This is a genomic window from Lysinibacillus parviboronicapiens (assembly GCF_003049605.2).
Taxonomy (GTDB): domain Bacteria; phylum Bacillota; class Bacilli; order Bacillales_A; family Planococcaceae; genus Lysinibacillus; species Lysinibacillus parviboronicapiens.
This window is the reverse complement of the sequence record NZ_CP073713.1, coordinates 2,048,320-2,064,013: the sequence shown is the minus strand read 5'-3', so window position 1 is coordinate 2,064,013 and position 15,694 is coordinate 2,048,320. Positions and strand designations below refer to the sequence as shown.

The following is a 15,694-nucleotide window of genomic DNA, read 5'->3' as shown; positions in this document are numbered from 1 at the left end:
ATTCTCATTTATATCATCATAATAAGTTATGGTCATTTTGTCAAAATAAAAAAACTCCTTGCATTGATTATGCAAGAAGCTTCCCTGTTACATTTTTTTCAATTTTTCATATTCGAGCTGTAATTTTTCGATACGTTTACGGCCTTCTTCACGGTTTTTCGTTGTTTCTGCTTGAATCTGCTTCGTTTCTTGAATACCCGCCATAATCGTTTGCCATGTTGTTTCAATCGTTTCAATTTTAATGCTTGGGCTACCCGCAGCTCGTGCGATATTCACACTATTTTTACTGATATTTCCAGCATTTCGTACTAGCATTTCATTCGTACGACGGTCAAGCTCACTCATTGAATCTGAAATCAATTTTTGACGCTTCAATGTCACTGCATGAATGAGACCTTGTTTAAAAATTGGGATTGTTGTGACAAACGCAGAGTTAATTTTACCAATTAAATGATTATTCCCCTGCTGCATTAAACGAATTTGTGGTGCAGATTGGAAGGATACTTGCTGCGCCATTTCTAAATCATAGCGTCGTTGCTCAAGCAAATCTACCGCACGGAGCATCGTTTCATATTCCATTGCTGCCAACTGGTCACCTGTTTGCGCTTTTTGCTCCAGCATCGGTAATGTTGCGCGTACCTCGTCTGCCTTCACTTCAATGGCCGCTACAAATTTACTTAATGATTGAAAGTAGTTTAAGTTTTGGTCATATAACGTTTCAAGGTCTACAGTATTGCGTTTCATCTCGACCTCATATTTTTGAATTTCACGGTAAATGACGTCAATTTCCTTATTCATACTGTCATATTTAGAGAGAATGCGCTCTAATTGTTCTTTGCCTTTATTGAACAGCTTTGTCAGGAAGCCACCCTTTTTTTCGTCTGTAAAATCTTGTGGATCAAATTTATCCATAATTTTATTTAAATTGTTGAGCAACACACTCGATTCCTCAAGCTTACTTGCTTTCATCGTTGCGAGCATTTTATCTGAGAATGTAGAAATATCAGTTGCCGTTTCTTTTCCTAGTTCCAACATAGCAATTTGGTCTTTCACATCTATTTTCTGTGCTAATGTATGCACTTCTGGATCTTGTTTTAATGCGAGCTGATTTTGCGCAATTTGTGAAAGCTCTTGTTCTGAAACAAGCGTCGGTGCTTGTGCTGGCGCAGCCTGCAATAATGGATTGGGCTGTAATAATGGATTCTCTGTAGCAAATGGATCTTTAGATTTTAACAAATCGTTGTTGAATTCAGACATAAGTAATACCCCCTGCGATTAATCTCTACTTTTTAATACGAATAAAAAATAAAAAAGTTTCATTTATTCAAGTCTTACAAAATATGTGACATTTACTGGATGGGAATTATCAATATACCTCAATTGCCAGCTGTCATGCTTAACGAATGCATATCTTGAAAAATCTGTTGATGTTCATTCTGTAAAGCCGCAATATGCTACCAAAAGAGCAACCGATTATCTCCTTTCCTTAAATTATAGCTTGTTTGAAAATGAAATACGACTGAATTGTCGAAAAACCTCACATAGACTTCGATTTTTTGTTTAGCGGTTGATGCAAATGCCTAGATATAACGCCAAAGAGCAGCCAGCTAAAGTGGCTGCTCTACTACATCATGTTGTCACTTTTAACACGGTTTTAATTTTTTGAATAACGCCACCTGTACTATATGTCAGCACACTGCGCTTGTAGAAGGATAAGCTAAATAAGTATGCCACAATAATAGTTAGCACAAGAATCCCAAGCGATAATAGTGGTTGCATAACACCAATATCAGTGGCACCAATACGCATTGGCATGACCATACCAGAGGTAAATGGAATATAAGAGAAAATCTTAATAACAATTGTATCTGGATTGCCAATTCCAGATAACATGACGTAGAAGCCAATTAACGTAATCATCATTGCCGGCATAAGTACTTGGCCTGCTTCCTCTACCTTAGAAACTAAAGAACCAAATAATGCGCCAACAATTAAATAAAGAATAATCGTTAATAGTAAGAACAGGATTGCATATAACACATAGCTTACAGATAATTCCTTGACAATGTCTCCTGCCATATCCCAAATAACGCCACCCTTGACGAATTTCGCATAGAGTAGGAAAACACCCGCAATAATGGCCATCTGTGTGAATGCTAGTAGCAGTACACCAGCAATTTTAGCTTTAAAGTGGGTAGCAGGTTTCACACTTACTAAAAGCATTTCCATGGCACGTGAACCCTTTTCCGAGGCAATTTCAGTTGTAATCATTGATAAGAATGTGGAAATAAAGAAATAAATTAAAATACCAACAGCATAGGAAACCCATAGCCCTGATTGTTTTTCTTCCTCACTTTTACCACCAGATGTTTCTTCATTTAAGTTTTTATTGGTAATAGTCGTGTTTGCTGCCATGATTTGCGCTGCCTGCTCTGGAGATAGCGATAATTGCTGTACGGCATAATGTTGACCCGCATACTGTAGTAACGAAGAAATCGTTGATTGATCGTTTAGTTTTAACGGTGTAAAGGTTGAAATTTCAGCATGTAATTGTCCATCATTATCACTTATTTCAACAATTGCAGCTATTTCTTCGTCCTTCACTTTCTGCTCTAATACCTGTAAATTCGTTTCATCCTGAATAAACGCCATATCAGCATTTGAAATAAAGATGCCGCTTAAATCGGCTGATGTTTCATTGACAATGGCAATTTGCTGCGCTTCATCATTTCCTGTAAAGAGTTCTTTTATATCTGACCAAAAAATGGCTACTGACATACCTGCAACATATATGAGCGTCATCAAAATAAAAGATTTAGATTTTAATTTTGACATGTATAACTGTTTCATCAATAAATTAAACTTCGACAACATTACCACCTACCTTATCTTTGAAGATTTCATCCAATGTTAAATAATCTAAGCTGAATTTTTCAATATATTTACCGTTTGATAGCTCGTCGAATATGCTTTGCGCGAAATGCTCTTCCTCTAGTGTAAGCACTGTTTGCTCTTTTTCCACACGCACGTCTTTGACACCTTCTAGTGCCAGTAACTGTGTAGTAGACCAATTTGTGCGCACTGACAGCTTTGTTTTACCATATTGTTTCTTTAAATCTAATAAGCTACCTGTAAATAGCGAGACCCCTCGTTTCAATAGACAAAGATGATCACATAGTTCCTCTACATTATCCATTTGATGACTGGAGAATAAAATCGTCGTCCCTTGGTCCTTTAGCAGTAAAATCGCGTCTTTCAGCAAGTCTTTATTGACTGGATCAAGACCACTAAATGGTTCATCCAAAATTAAAAATTGTGGCTTATGGATAAAGCTTGCGATGAGCTGTACTTTTTGTTGGTTCCCTTTAGACAGTGTCTCCGCTTTATCTTTGCGTTTTTCTTCCAGTTCAAATCGACTAATCCAAAAATCGATATCCTTTTTTAGCTCTGCCTTGTTCATACCGCGAAGTTCACCGAAAAAGTATAATTGCTCTTCGACCTTCATCGTAGGGAAAATTCCGCGTTCCTCTGGTAAATAACCTAGTACGTCACGGTTGATGCTATTAACAGGTTGACCATTCCATGAAATCGTACCAGAAGTTGTTTCCTGCAAATCTAGTATCATTCGAAATGTCGTTGTTTTACCTGCACCATTTTGTCCAATCAGTCCAAAAATCTCACCTTTTTCAATGGTGAAATTCAAATTATCGACTGCTGTAAAATCCTTATATTTCTTCGTGACATGTTGTAATTGTAATGTCATCTTATTTCCTCCCTACCCTTCAAATATATGTAATGCTTGCTCTAATCGTTTTTTACGTTTAACAATTTTAAAAATGGGTACCCACAATAACATTGAAGCGATAATGTTGAACAATCCCAGACACGTGTTCAATAAACTTTGTGATGATCCCGTGATGCCAAGAGTAATATTTAAAATGCCCATGACAACATTTAAGAGTGCTAATGGTATAAAAAGACGGTTCATCGACTTTAAAGAATTAATTTTAGAGGGAGCATCTGAAAATAATTCAAATGGACCATCTACAGCTTTCTTTCGATAATAAGCCCAGCCTGCAAATTTTGAGACACATTCAATATTCATCGACTGTAAAAAATCAAAATAATCCTGCGTTCTGCCGTTGATCCATTCATTGCGGTAGATGTATTGACCTGATTCGCCTTGTTCAAATACAAAATAGCCCAAATATGTTTTCTGTAGATGCCAGCCCTGTGCCGCCATGTCATTGACCCACGCTTCTTCCTTTTCATAGTCCATAAAAAAGCGGTATGTTCTCCTTTTCATATAATCCCTCTCTTAATCTTCAAAAATATGAGCATGCATTTGCAATTTCTTTTTTCGTTTAGTATTTCTTTGAATTTCTACATAAAGTAAAGCGATTATCAACACATTTAACGAGCTAGCCCATAGGATTTCTTGGTGAATTTCATGGTGAAGAAGTGGTAGGACAATATTATTTAACAGCACAAGTATGTTCACTACAGCCGCGAACAGAAACAGTGTATTTAAACGTGCCAAATATTTGATTTTTTCTAATTTCCCGGAAAATATTTCAAATGGTCCATCCTCACGTCTTTTCCGAAAGTACGCCCATACGCCAAATGAATGAATACATTCTACCCCCATGGACGCTAAAAACTCATAATAATCTTTCTTCCGTTTTATCACCATTTCGTTACGATAAATGAATTCACTTGGATTTCCCTGTTCAAATATATAAATAAATGGCCAGAACTTCTTTAAATGCCAACCTGTTTCAGCCATTGTGTTGACCCATTTTTCCTCATGTTCATGATCGATATAAAAGCGAAATTTAACTCGTTTCAAAAGAATCACCTCACTCTAGTCTGTAAACACATCAAGATCCCTCTTTAATTGTTTGCGCAATCGAACTAGCCTGAAAAAAGGTATGATAAGTAACAACACGATCAGGACATTAGCTATATTTACTGTGAGTCCAAGCCAATCTGTAGCCGGCCCTGAAAAGTCTCCGCTTAGCCCTGTGATGCCAAATACCAAATTAAGTAGCAGCAGCGACAAGAGCAGTGTCATTTTTTTAGACAGGTTACTGATTTTGGTTTTCTTGTCCGTATAAAGTTCAAACGGTCCTTCACTTGCAGATTTTCTGAAAAATACGATATTGCCTGAGCGATCGACCAACTCTATGCCAGCGGCTTGCAGAAATTCTAGGTAATCGTCCTCGTACGGTGTAGCAAGTCTCTCTATTTCATCATGCCGATAAATATAGCTTCCTTTTTCGCCACGCTCAAATGTAAAACGTGCCCATGTGAATTTTTGCAGATGCCATCCTTGAAGAGCCATATCATTAATCCATTTCTCTATATCATATGGGTTAACGCCCCACCGATATTTATGCATCTTACTCATCTCCTTTCGTTATACGGATGCCATTGTCAAAAAGTTCCCTTAATCTTAAAATTTCGTATTCCACAATTTTTTTTCCATTTGTAGTTATGATGTACTCCTTTTTACGTCCATCCCCGTCTAACGCCTCAATCCACTCTCGTTCCAGCAAAGTTTTAATAGCGCCATAAATTGTGCCAGCTCCAAGCCGCACACGCCCCTTACTCATCTCCTCGACCAGTTGCATAATGCCGTAGCCATGACGCGCCTCAAATAATGCCAATAAAATATAATAAACGCCCTCTGTTAACGGCGGATGATCTTGTGTCATAAAAAAACCCCCTCTATATCGTCATTCAATATATCGACTGACGATATATTTAAAATATATCAGCAGCCGATATAGTTGTCAACGACAAATCACATTCCACAGAAGACCATCAAACGTAACGCCGGCCGTCACTTCAGCCGTTCTATCCGCCAGTTTAGCCTTTCTATCTGTCACTTCAGCCTTTCTATCTGTCACTTCAGCCTTTCTATCTGTCACTTCAGCCTTTCTATTCGCCACTTCAGTGTCACCGCAATAAAAAAAAGCCATCCATTTACTTTAATGGACAGCTAGTGACGTAGCTATTATTCATTTATGTTGTAAAAATAAGGACCACATTGCTCCTCATGCGTATGTACATATGTCCAAGTAAAATCTCGATTAACAATATAAATATCTTGCTGTGAATCGAAATCTGCTGCAACGACATGTTGCGCAGCACTAAATTGAAGCACATTCGGCATACATTGATACAGCACAAATAATTCGTCCTTCGCTACATCATCAAACGCTTTACGTGCCTCGTCTCTTTTGAGGCAAGCTTGTTGTTCATAGCTAAAAATATGCCACTTAAACTGCTCGTAAAAAATACTTTGCCTTGTTTCCTCATTTATATTTTTGGCGAAAATACTGTCCCATGCCGTATGGATTGCTTGAGGTTCTTCACATGCTGAAATGATGACACCTTTGTCGGTGAGATGCTTGCGAAACAAATAATCCTCCTCAATATCTTATAATAAATAATGAATTTTCTCCAATTCCTCTTGCGGTAAGCTATCTAAAATATGATTAATTATTTCTCGTACCATTGTTTACCTCCTCTGTGATATACACAATTATAGCAAAATTAAAGCCTCGAACTAATGTTACCTCGGGAACAATCCCATAAATAATCTTCATGCTGTCGGTTATCGTTAAAGCCTCGTAAGGCGTCATGCTTTATGGTTTGAATTTTAAAATGGTGACGAGCTGCTCGTTTAAAGTGCTAACACTTTCCGTAAAATCATGACGATACCACTCAAGAATTATGCCGATAATGGCATTTGCCTGATAAGCACTATAAAAATCTAAGGAAAGTTCAGTGTTTTTGTTTTGAGCTAAATCTCTTTTTAACAGCGCTTGGATTTCTTCAAATAACATGTAATAGTATGTGAGTGGCACATTTTTCGAAAAAACAATGCGATAAAACATTTTAAAGCGCTCGATATGGTGGAAAATCCGCACTGTATTTGGATCGAGTTCGTCTTTATTAAAATTTGTAACTGCACGGTATGGCTCCTCATAGGAATTATTTAAATCCGCCATAATTTCCTGAAAGTATTCCTCAAACAGCTTTTCTTTCTGTTCGTAATGTAAGTAAAATGTACCTCTATTCACCTTCGCTTCACGGCAAATTTCAGCGATTGAAATACTTTCTAAAGGTTTTTCACTTAACAATGTTAGCAATGCATTATGGAGAGCTTGCTTCGTTTTTACTACACGTAAATCGTTCCTGTTCAAATTTTTCACCTCCTACTAAACAGATTTGCTAGATGTGTTGATTATTGAACAGTTCTCTGATTTCTGCATATTGAAATCGCTTACAATTCTATTATATTATTTTAATGAACACATGTTCAATACATAATCTGATAATTGCGTGCTAACGCATCCATTGAGTCAGGTTATGCATCTCGTGTATAGCATGATAGCGCAAGGGTTAAATTGATAATAATAGGAGGTCTTTCGAAATGAGATTAGAAGGTAAAGTAGCAATCGTTACAGGTGCAGCTTCAGGTATGGGGAAAGCAATTGCAGAAGGTTATGCAAAAGAAGGCGCAAAAGTCGTTGTATCAGATTTGAATTTAGACGGTGCGCAGGCAGTTGTTGATGGCATTCAAGCAGCTGGCGGCACTGCTACTGCAATACAAACAAACGTTGCTTCAACAGAAGACCTACAACGTTTATTTGATGAAACGAAAAATACTTATGGGCAATTAGATATTTTAGTAAATAATGCCGGCATTATGGATGGAATGGAACCTGTAGGTGAAATTTCAGACGAACGTTGGGACAAAGTGTTTGCTGTAAACACAACAGCGGTTATGCGTTCTATGCGATTAGCAACAGATATTTTCCTAGCACAAGGCCATGGTGTCTTTGTCAATAATATTTCTGCTGGTGGTCTTTATGGGGCACGTGCAGGAGCTGCCTACACAGCTTCCAAACATGCCGTTGTGGGTTTAACAAAAAACACAGCATTTATGTATGCAGATAAAAACATTCGTTGTAATGGCATTGCACCAGGTGCTGTTATCACAAACATTGCCTCAACAATGACAAATATGAGTGAAGTCGGCGCGGCTCGTCAATCACTTGGTTTAGGGATTAATCCACGTGCTGGACAGCCAGAGGAAATTGCACAGCTTGCTATTTTCTTAGGATCCGATGAAGCAAGCTTTGTGAACGGCCAAGTAATTGCCGTTGATGGTGGTTGGACAGCTTACTAATCATGGAAAAAGCACGCCCCTAGTTATGTTTCCTAGGCGCGTGCCTTTTTTCATATTTTTTCCAGGTGCCTGGCACCCATTACAGACCCAATTAGCGCACCGACTAGCGCCGGTAAAATCCACCCTAAACCGATATCATAAAAAGGTAAAAAATCAGCGTACAACTGCGTGACAGCATCCAACACACCGATTTTCGCTGCAGGAACACTATCAGCTAACGCTTTGTAGCCATCAATGATACTAATGAAAAATGTAAAGAACATGGCAGTTGCATAAACCGATTGCTTATTTTTAAATAATGAAGAACTTAATGCAAGTAAGATGAGTACAATCGCAAGTGGATATAAGAACATCAGCACTGGAATCGCGAATTTAATAATATTGTTTAAACCAAAATTGGCGATTGCAAATGACACAAGACACAAAATGAAGACAAACCATTTGTAGCTGACTTTCGGAAACACTTCGTGGAAAAACTCACTACAAGAAGTGATGAGGCCAATACTCGTTTTTAAACACGCCAGCACAATAATAATCGCCAACAATATAGCACCGAATGAACCGAAATAATGCTTAGCGACCGCTGCAAATATTAAGCCACCATTATCAAGGGTGCCGATTGCTTCAATACTCGATGCACCCATATACGTAATTAATCCATATATCAGCATCATTAACGCCATCGCAAAAATACCAGATTTCCAAGTAGCCTTCGCAATTTCCTTTCGATCCGTAATACCTGATCTTTTAATGGCATTGATCACAACTATCCCGAATGCCAACGACGCCAGCGCATCCATTGTGTTATAGCCCTCTTTAAAGCCGGTCATAAAGGCTGAATCAATATAGTCGCCCATTGGCTCTTTGAAATGACCCATTGGTGAGAAAATACTTGTCATGATTAACAGGAATAAGAAGATTAAAAAGGCAGGTGTTAAATACTTTCCGATGTAATCCATAATTTTCGCAGGATTTAATGAGAAGTAATAGACAATTGCAAAAAATACAAAGCTAAATAAGCCTAGTAACAGCGTTGTATGTGCTGGTTGAATAAATGGTTCAAAGCCTACAACAAATGGCACTGTTGCTGTACGTGGAATGGCGAAAAAAGGACCAATTGTTAAATACAGTGCCAATGAAAAAATAACGCCAAATAATGGGTGGATACGGCTCGCTAAATCACGCAGTCCGTTACTTCCCGATAAACCAATCGCTAAAATCCCCAAAAATGGTAAACCGATGGCGGTAACTAGGAAGCCAATGAGCGCAAACCAAAAGTTTGTCCCCGCTAACTGCCCAAGCTGGATTGGAAAAATGAGATTCCCCGCTCCGAAATACAGCCCAAATAGCATCGTGCCAATGACTGCATACGTAGAAAAAGGTATTTTATTTTGCATAATTGATGCGCTCCTTCAATGTGTTGACTATAGCAAATGATTTACATGAGGATGATTCTTCACTACAATTCCACAATGGTATCAGGCATTTATTATAAAAACAATAGTTTTTTCTTAGATTATTGCTAATTGTACAAATACGAACGGATAAACGATTCAATTAGTTAAATATCGGAAAAATCAGGCAAAATAATGAAGCAACTCCTTGTTGGATGCGGTATACAACTTGCATACGCAGCATCCTAAATCGCTATCCAACTGTTCAATATATATCCATTAACACCAAAAATAGATTGGTCAAATAATATATCGATAAAACAATAGCACTTACAAAGATAGGGCTTTATTAAATTTGATGTCATACAAAACTATCTCCATTTGTCCTTGTCATTAAATATAGCCTTACAAATAAAAAAGATGGATTATGAAAAAATTCATAATCCATCTACAGATTGATTTTAGTTTGCAACAGACCACTCGATGTGATCTAAGAAATTATAGACGTCCTCATATACTTTATCACGTTCTTTGTCTAATGTAATAATGTGTCCTGAATTTTCATACCAAATGATTTCTTTATCATCTGTTTCAACTGTATTCAGAATAAAAGGCGCGCTTTCTTGATATAATTCGTCATCCAATGAACCTTGTAATACTAATGTCGGTGCTTTAATTGTTTGTAATTCTTCGCGTGTTTCAGTTGTTAAACGAGTTACCCCATCTAATGAATCTTTTGGCGTAATACGTAGTTCATGTAATTCAGAAATGATTTGATCTTTTGATTTGTTTTCAAAATGTTTATATAAACGAGCGTAATGGTATAAACGTGTAAATAGGCCTTTTGAGTTATCGCGTGTTATGGGTGCACACATAGCAACACATGCTTTTACTGGGAACGTTTCTGCTACTTTTAATGAGAATACGCCGCCAAGTGAAATCCCTACTACTGCGATTTCTTCATAGCCTTTATTTTTTAAGAAGTTGTAGCCTTCCACTACATCGTTCCACCAATCCTCTGGTTTTGTTTCAAGTAACGCTTCCGGTTCTACCCCGTGCCCACTATAAATTGGTGCATGAACGGTATAACCACGTTTGGATAAAAATTCTCCTAGCTTTTTCACATCTTTTGTGCTACCAGTGAATCCATGCAGTAATAGTACGGCTTTTTTGCCCCCCTCAATAGTTAGAGGTTCTGGCTTTGATAACTTCATTTTATAATATCCCCTTCACGGAAATTTGTATTTGTGTAATTTCTGTGTCTATCTTAACACCCTTTATTCATAATGTACAATTTATAGTTTTTATCGTTTCAATGCGTTTTGTGCATGATTGATGTTAGGTTGAACCCTTCTAAAACAACCACTTGAACCTGTTTAAAAAGTACATAAATCGATATCACTAAAATTTACTTTGTACACCTGCTAAATTTTTTTGACGTTACCTATACTTCCTTCTCTTTTACCGTTATAATGCAGTTAACTCACAGCAATACTATAGATGGAGGTGAAAAATATGGAGTGGCAACAATTAGAATATTTTGCAACAGTAGCAAAGCTTGAGCATATGACACGTGCTGCTGATGTATTAGCCATTTCTCAACCTGCACTTAGTCGTTCCATCTCTAAATTGGAAGAGGAATTAGGCGTACCTTTATTTGACCGTCAAGGACGTTCCATTATGTTAAATCGTTATGGTGAATTATTTTTATATCGTGTTCAACGCATGCGTAAAGAATATGAAAAAGCAGTACTAGAATTACAAGAGCTTAATAATCCTGAACTTGGGGATGTGTCGCTCGGCTTTTTACATACACTGGGGACAAGTATCGTGCCTGATTTAATCCGTGCTTTTCGCCAACAGCATCCACATATCCGTTTTCACTTGACGCAAAACTACTCGCACTCACAGTTAAAACAACTACTCGCCGGCGAGTTAGACCTATGCTTACTTGCAGCGATTGACACAGAACCTCCCGTTTGCTGGAAGGAGCTGTGGCGTGATGAACTGTATATCATGGTGCCGATTGACCATCACCTCGCCAATCGGAAAAGCATTAAAATGAAGGAACTTGAGCATGAAACGTTTGTGCTGTTGAAAAAAGGCTATGCACTGCGCCGGACCGCTGATCGATTATTAAATGCGGCAGGCATCAAACCAAAAATCACTTTTGAGGGCGATGAAGTATCAACGGTTGCCGGTTTTGTAGGCGCCGGACTTGGTGTTTCTTTACTGCCTGATGACGAAGACTTAAATCCTAACAAAGTGGTCAAAATTCATGTGGAGGACATGGTTTGTGAACGGATAATTGGGATGGCATGGATTGACAATCGTTACATTTCCCCTTCTGCACGACAATTCCAGAAATTTGTATTCGATTTTTATGAAAAAAAATAAGCGGTAGGCTGCTTGCTGGCACCTTACCGCTTTTTATTATTTTCCGCTATATTTGATTTGATATGAATATATATCTGTCGTGTCACCGTCAATCTCAAAAAGACCTTGTTTGGCCAGTGAGAAAATTCGATGTTCCACAAACGCATCACTAATATAATTATCTATTTTGCCCAAGGTTTCGCCAATGACACGTACCGGCGAAAGCCATTCATCTTGTTGGCTAGCCCGCACATCTTTTGCAGCTTCAATGACCATCGAATCATAGGCATCTTCCGCAATATGGACAATGCCTTCTTCCAAACTTCGCAGTGTGCTAGAATTGTCCTTCTTTAAATCTTGCCATTCCTTTGCGAGACGCTGGCATTCCTCAATAGAAAAACGCTTTGCATCTGCACGGAGTTTCATTAACATATGGGAAGGAAGCTGTCCGGTGTCACGTATTGACCTGTTCGGCTGCATGCGCTTTAAACCTTCTGTTACATCAATGCCATACAGCATACTACATTTATTAACAAACTCACTCATGACATAACGGAGCCCAATTTCTTCGTGGGTATTTTGACTATACCAAATCCATACATCGACATCACAAGGTAAACCTGCTATTTTTTTCGCCCACCCTTTTTGAATGTCCTCGTACAATTCACGTTCTGCTTCATCTTTTAAAATAAAAGTTTCTAACCATTTTTTTCGCTCTTCAAAATCCGTTAGTGGTCCAATCGAGAAAACATCATTGACACAAATCACCGACTCATCTCGTTGTAAATGGTTTTGACGGATTGCATGTTTAATTGAACCTTGTGTCGATAAGCTAAAGGTAATATGTAAGATTGCCATGAAAATTTCCTCCTTTTATTGTTTGCTGAGTGCAATTTGTATGCCGATAAAGGTGAAAAGTACACCTTGGATAACGTTTAAACGTTTTGCAATAGCGGGTTTACCGATAATAATTTTCCGTACTTTTGCGGCAAAAATACTAAATAACAAAAATAGTAGAAGCGCCTGTACTAAAAATACAATACCCAAAATCAGCATTTGTAAAGCCACATGACCTTGAGATGGATTTACAAATTGCGGCAATAGCGCTAAAAAAAATAATGATACCTTCGGGTTTAAAATATTCATCAAAATCCCTTTTCTATATAACGTCACATAGGCTTGGGCATTTTGTTGCTCTAACGTAAAGGGATCGCCTTTGGCACGGAAGGATTGCCAAGCTAAATACAATAAATACGCCGCTCCTGCAAATTTAACGATAGAGAAAATAACCGTCGATTGATAAATAATAGCGGAAATTCCAAGAACTGCTGCACTTATATGAACAAGTAAACCCGTACATAAGCCCAGCGAAGTCGCAATTCCTGCCTTTTTATCTTGCGCAATACTTTGCGCAAGGACAAATAAATTATCAGGTCCTGGCATCAATGTTAAAATGATTGCTGCTCCTAAAAACGCAAATAACGTTGAAAACTCCAAAATTTCCCCTTCTCTCAATTTCTTTTAAATAGAACCATTATCAGAATGGTTTAATTCTCATTATACTACATGAGCTTGTCTCCTTTAGATGTAAGTTTATGACTTTATAAAGAATTTTTTCGCCCTATTTAGCAAATCTTTTATGTTCCGAGAGTACAGCGACAGGAACATATCTTTTGTGCTCCGAAAGTACAGCGACAGGTGTGGCTTTGTGTTTCGTGATTGTAGCACTGACTTAATCACATCGAAATAACGAATCAAAAGCAACAGGCAGGTACACAAATATGCTCGTTAGCGCAATACTTTTCTCTTTTGATACATTATAATGAATACTAACGACATGTATAGTTCTGTATTGTTTAGAAAGAGGTGTATGACAGTGGCAGTCAGTGATATTGTAAAAGAATTTGAAAACGAGCTTGGTGAAGTCTGTTATAAAATGAAGTCACATGATATCGACGTACAGGCTGTTCAAACTTCAGGTTTAGCGCCTGTTATTACGTATTGGATGGGCAACAAAGAAATTACCGAGGATATTCGGAAATTACGTTTCAGCCCAAGACCCCCATCTACCTACATCCAAGATTATGACGAATTTCAATCCATGTTATATGCAAAAGAACAACGTGCAATCAACGAATTATATGAACGTCTAAGCATTAAACCGAAAAATATGTCGGCAGGCAAGCAAATTCTATGGAGCTTCTTCGTGATGATTTTGGCAATGCTTCCCTTGATCATCGCCATTTGGTGGTATAAATAGACTTGAACCTTGTTATTTATTCACAACTTTCTATCAACTTTCCTTTTCAACTTGACAGACACCCAGAAGTAGTGCATTCTTTATTCAATTACTATAAAAAAGCGTGCGAAGACTAGTAACTAGACACTGCTTGACAAGAGAACGATGCCCATCGGCTGCAAGGCATTGTACAAGAAAGACTAAAGAACCTCCTTCGTAAAACGTCCTAGCCAAACTAGGCGCAGTCTCCAGCGTTATGAGGAAAGTGGAATGTCTATGGGCATTCAATGTAGGTGGTACCACGGAAAGCAAACCTTTTCGTCCTAAGTTCTAGGACAGAAAGGTTTTTTTATGTTATTCAAGTAAATGGCAAACAGGAGGAATTGTGATGGAAAGAAAGAGAATCGTCGTAAAAATCGGCAGCAGCTCCTTAACAAATGCAAAAGGTGAGATTGATAAGGTGCGTTTAATGGATCATGTCCAGGCCATAGCAGAATTAAAAAAATGCGGACATGAAGTACTGCTAGTGTCCTCAGGTGCCGTGGCAGCGGGCTTTAAACAGCTTGGCTACCCTTCTCGTCCCGTGACGGTAAAGGGCAAACAAGCCGCTGCCGCTGTAGGTCAAAGCCATCTTATTCAAACATATCATGCACTATTTAGCATTTATGATATCGTCCCCGCTCAAATTTTATTGACACGAACGGATTTCTCTAAAAAGGAGCGCTATAAAAATGCTTACGCCACTTTTGAGGAACTATTAGAGCGCTCTGTGCTCCCAATCATTAATGAGAATGATACCGTGTCAGTCAGTGAATTAACGTTCGGAGATAATGATATGCTGTCAGCACTTGTTAGTGGACTGGTTCATGCGGACCAACTCATTATATTGACTGATATTAATGGTTTGTATAATGCAAATCCCAATAAAAACCCACATGCGCAGCGCATTGATCGTTTGACAGAGGTAACAGATGAAATGCTAGGCTTTGCAGATGGTGCGGGTTCAAAGGTTGGTACTGGCGGTATGGAATCTAAATTATTAGCGGCTCGTGCAGCCTTAACTGCAGGCGTCAAAGTATTTATAGGTTCAGGGCATGGAGCAAGCAAACTTGTCGAAATTTTAGATGGTCGTGGAGATGGTACGTATGTAGAGCATGAGGCACTGGCGGTTTTAACGAATAATAAACAGTGGATTGCACTTACGGAAGTTTCTGGTAAAATTTTTATAGATGGCGGTGCCGAACATGCACTGTTAGCGAATGGCAAAAGCTTGTTACCAGCAGGTGTTTTTCGTGTCGAAGGTGATTTCGAACATGGAGACGTGGTTGAGGTATACAGTGAAAATGGTTTACTTGGTCGTGGCGAGGTCTTGTATTCATCCCTTGAACTAGCACATGCGATGGGTAAACGTACAGATGAGTTAACAAAATACCCAATTGAAGTGATTCACCGAGATAAATGGCTAAAAATATAAAGCAATTA

General features: G+C 38.3%; 18 protein-coding genes. 4 read left to right on the top strand and 14 right to left on the bottom strand.

Features of this window, described 5'->3' with window-relative positions; translation table 11 throughout:
- Positions 1 to 87 precede the first annotated feature (87 nt).
- The 10 genes from C9J31_RS09740 to C9J31_RS09695 form a co-directional block, all read right to left on the bottom strand.
- On the bottom strand, positions 88 to 1,257 hold the full coding sequence (locus tag C9J31_RS09740) for a toxic anion resistance protein (protein ID WP_107948945.1): 1,170 nt from the start codon (positions 1,255 to 1,257) through the stop codon (positions 88 to 90).
- Between the two features lie 372 nt (positions 1,258 to 1,629).
- The gene (locus C9J31_RS09735) at positions 1,630 to 2,835 is read right to left on the bottom strand and encodes an ABC transporter permease (protein WP_238602074.1); all 1,206 of its coding nucleotides are present in this window, start codon (positions 2,833 to 2,835) and stop codon (positions 1,630 to 1,632) included.
- 22 nt (positions 2,836 to 2,857) lie between these two features.
- On the bottom strand, positions 2,858 to 3,763 hold the full coding sequence (locus tag C9J31_RS09730; RefSeq protein WP_107923832.1) for an ABC transporter ATP-binding protein: 906 nt from the start codon (positions 3,761 to 3,763) through the stop codon (positions 2,858 to 2,860).
- A gap of 12 nt (positions 3,764 to 3,775) precedes the next feature.
- On the bottom strand, positions 3,776 to 4,306 hold the full coding sequence (locus C9J31_RS09725) for a DUF2812 domain-containing protein (RefSeq protein WP_107948941.1): 531 nt from the start codon (positions 4,304 to 4,306) through the stop codon (positions 3,776 to 3,778).
- 12 nt (positions 4,307 to 4,318) lie between these two features.
- The gene (locus C9J31_RS09720) at positions 4,319 to 4,849 is read right to left on the bottom strand and encodes a DUF2812 domain-containing protein (RefSeq protein WP_107948939.1); all 531 of its coding nucleotides are present in this window, start codon (positions 4,847 to 4,849) and stop codon (positions 4,319 to 4,321) included.
- A gap of 15 nt (positions 4,850 to 4,864) precedes the next feature.
- Positions 4,865 to 5,401, bottom strand: coding sequence for a DUF2812 domain-containing protein (locus C9J31_RS09715; RefSeq protein ID WP_107948938.1), 537 nt, complete (start codon positions 5,399 to 5,401; stop codon positions 4,865 to 4,867).
- 1 nt (position 5,402) lies between these two features.
- On the bottom strand, positions 5,403 to 5,717 hold the full coding sequence (locus C9J31_RS09710) for a PadR family transcriptional regulator (protein ID WP_107948936.1): 315 nt from the start codon (positions 5,715 to 5,717) through the stop codon (positions 5,403 to 5,405).
- A 78-nt stretch (positions 5,718 to 5,795) separates the two neighbouring features.
- Positions 5,796 to 5,954, bottom strand: coding sequence for a hypothetical protein (locus tag C9J31_RS09705; protein WP_193767044.1), 159 nt, complete (start codon positions 5,952 to 5,954; stop codon positions 5,796 to 5,798).
- A gap of 65 nt (positions 5,955 to 6,019) precedes the next feature.
- Positions 6,020 to 6,427: a DUF4275 family protein gene (locus tag C9J31_RS09700; protein WP_238602073.1), complete on the bottom strand. Its 408-nt coding sequence runs from the start codon at positions 6,425 to 6,427 to the stop codon at positions 6,020 to 6,022.
- Between the two features lie 226 nt (positions 6,428 to 6,653).
- Positions 6,654 to 7,214, bottom strand: a complete 561-nt coding sequence (locus C9J31_RS09695; protein ID WP_107948934.1) for a TetR/AcrR family transcriptional regulator — start codon at positions 7,212 to 7,214, stop codon at positions 6,654 to 6,656.
- Positions 7,215 to 7,444: 230 nt separating this feature from the next.
- On the opposite strand from C9J31_RS09695, the gene C9J31_RS09690 reads away from it, so the two are divergent.
- Positions 7,445 to 8,203 (top strand): SDR family oxidoreductase, encoded by a 759-nt coding sequence (locus tag C9J31_RS09690; protein ID WP_107923839.1) that lies wholly within the window; start codon positions 7,445 to 7,447, stop codon positions 8,201 to 8,203.
- Positions 8,204 to 8,253: 50 nt separating this feature from the next.
- Here the strand turns inward: C9J31_RS09690 and brnQ are convergent, their stop codons facing one another.
- Entirely contained in the window at positions 8,254 to 9,600 is a 1,347-nt protein-coding gene (gene brnQ / locus C9J31_RS09685; RefSeq protein WP_107948932.1) for a branched-chain amino acid transport system II carrier protein, read from the bottom strand.
- Positions 9,601 to 10,058: 458 nt separating this feature from the next.
- Positions 10,059 to 10,811, bottom strand: coding sequence for an alpha/beta hydrolase (locus tag C9J31_RS09680; protein ID WP_107923841.1), 753 nt, complete (start codon positions 10,809 to 10,811; stop codon positions 10,059 to 10,061).
- 301 nt (positions 10,812 to 11,112) lie between these two features.
- On the opposite strand from C9J31_RS09680, the gene C9J31_RS09675 reads away from it, so the two are divergent.
- Positions 11,113 to 11,994, top strand: a complete 882-nt coding sequence (locus tag C9J31_RS09675; protein WP_107948930.1) for a LysR family transcriptional regulator — start codon at positions 11,113 to 11,115, stop codon at positions 11,992 to 11,994.
- Positions 11,995 to 12,030: 36 nt separating this feature from the next.
- Here C9J31_RS09675 and C9J31_RS09670 read toward each other — a convergent pair whose 3' ends face one another.
- The gene (locus tag C9J31_RS09670) at positions 12,031 to 12,831 is read right to left on the bottom strand and encodes a DUF1835 domain-containing protein (protein ID WP_107923843.1); all 801 of its coding nucleotides are present in this window, start codon (positions 12,829 to 12,831) and stop codon (positions 12,031 to 12,033) included.
- A 15-nt stretch (positions 12,832 to 12,846) separates the two neighbouring features.
- The gene (locus tag C9J31_RS09665) at positions 12,847 to 13,470 is read right to left on the bottom strand and encodes a LysE family translocator (RefSeq protein ID WP_107948928.1); all 624 of its coding nucleotides are present in this window, start codon (positions 13,468 to 13,470) and stop codon (positions 12,847 to 12,849) included.
- A gap of 379 nt (positions 13,471 to 13,849) precedes the next feature.
- Here C9J31_RS09665 and C9J31_RS09660 point away from each other — a divergent pair, with 379 nt between their 5' ends.
- Both C9J31_RS09660 and proB read left to right on the top strand, forming a co-directional pair.
- A complete protein-coding gene (locus C9J31_RS09660) occupies positions 13,850 to 14,233 on the top strand; it encodes a sodium:proton antiporter (protein ID WP_107923844.1) in 384 nt (127 codons plus the stop codon).
- A 367-nt stretch (positions 14,234 to 14,600) separates the two neighbouring features.
- The gene (gene proB, locus C9J31_RS09655) at positions 14,601 to 15,686 is read left to right on the top strand and encodes a glutamate 5-kinase (RefSeq protein WP_107948926.1); all 1,086 of its coding nucleotides are present in this window, start codon (positions 14,601 to 14,603) and stop codon (positions 15,684 to 15,686) included.
- The last annotated feature ends 8 nt before the right edge of the window (positions 15,687 to 15,694 follow it).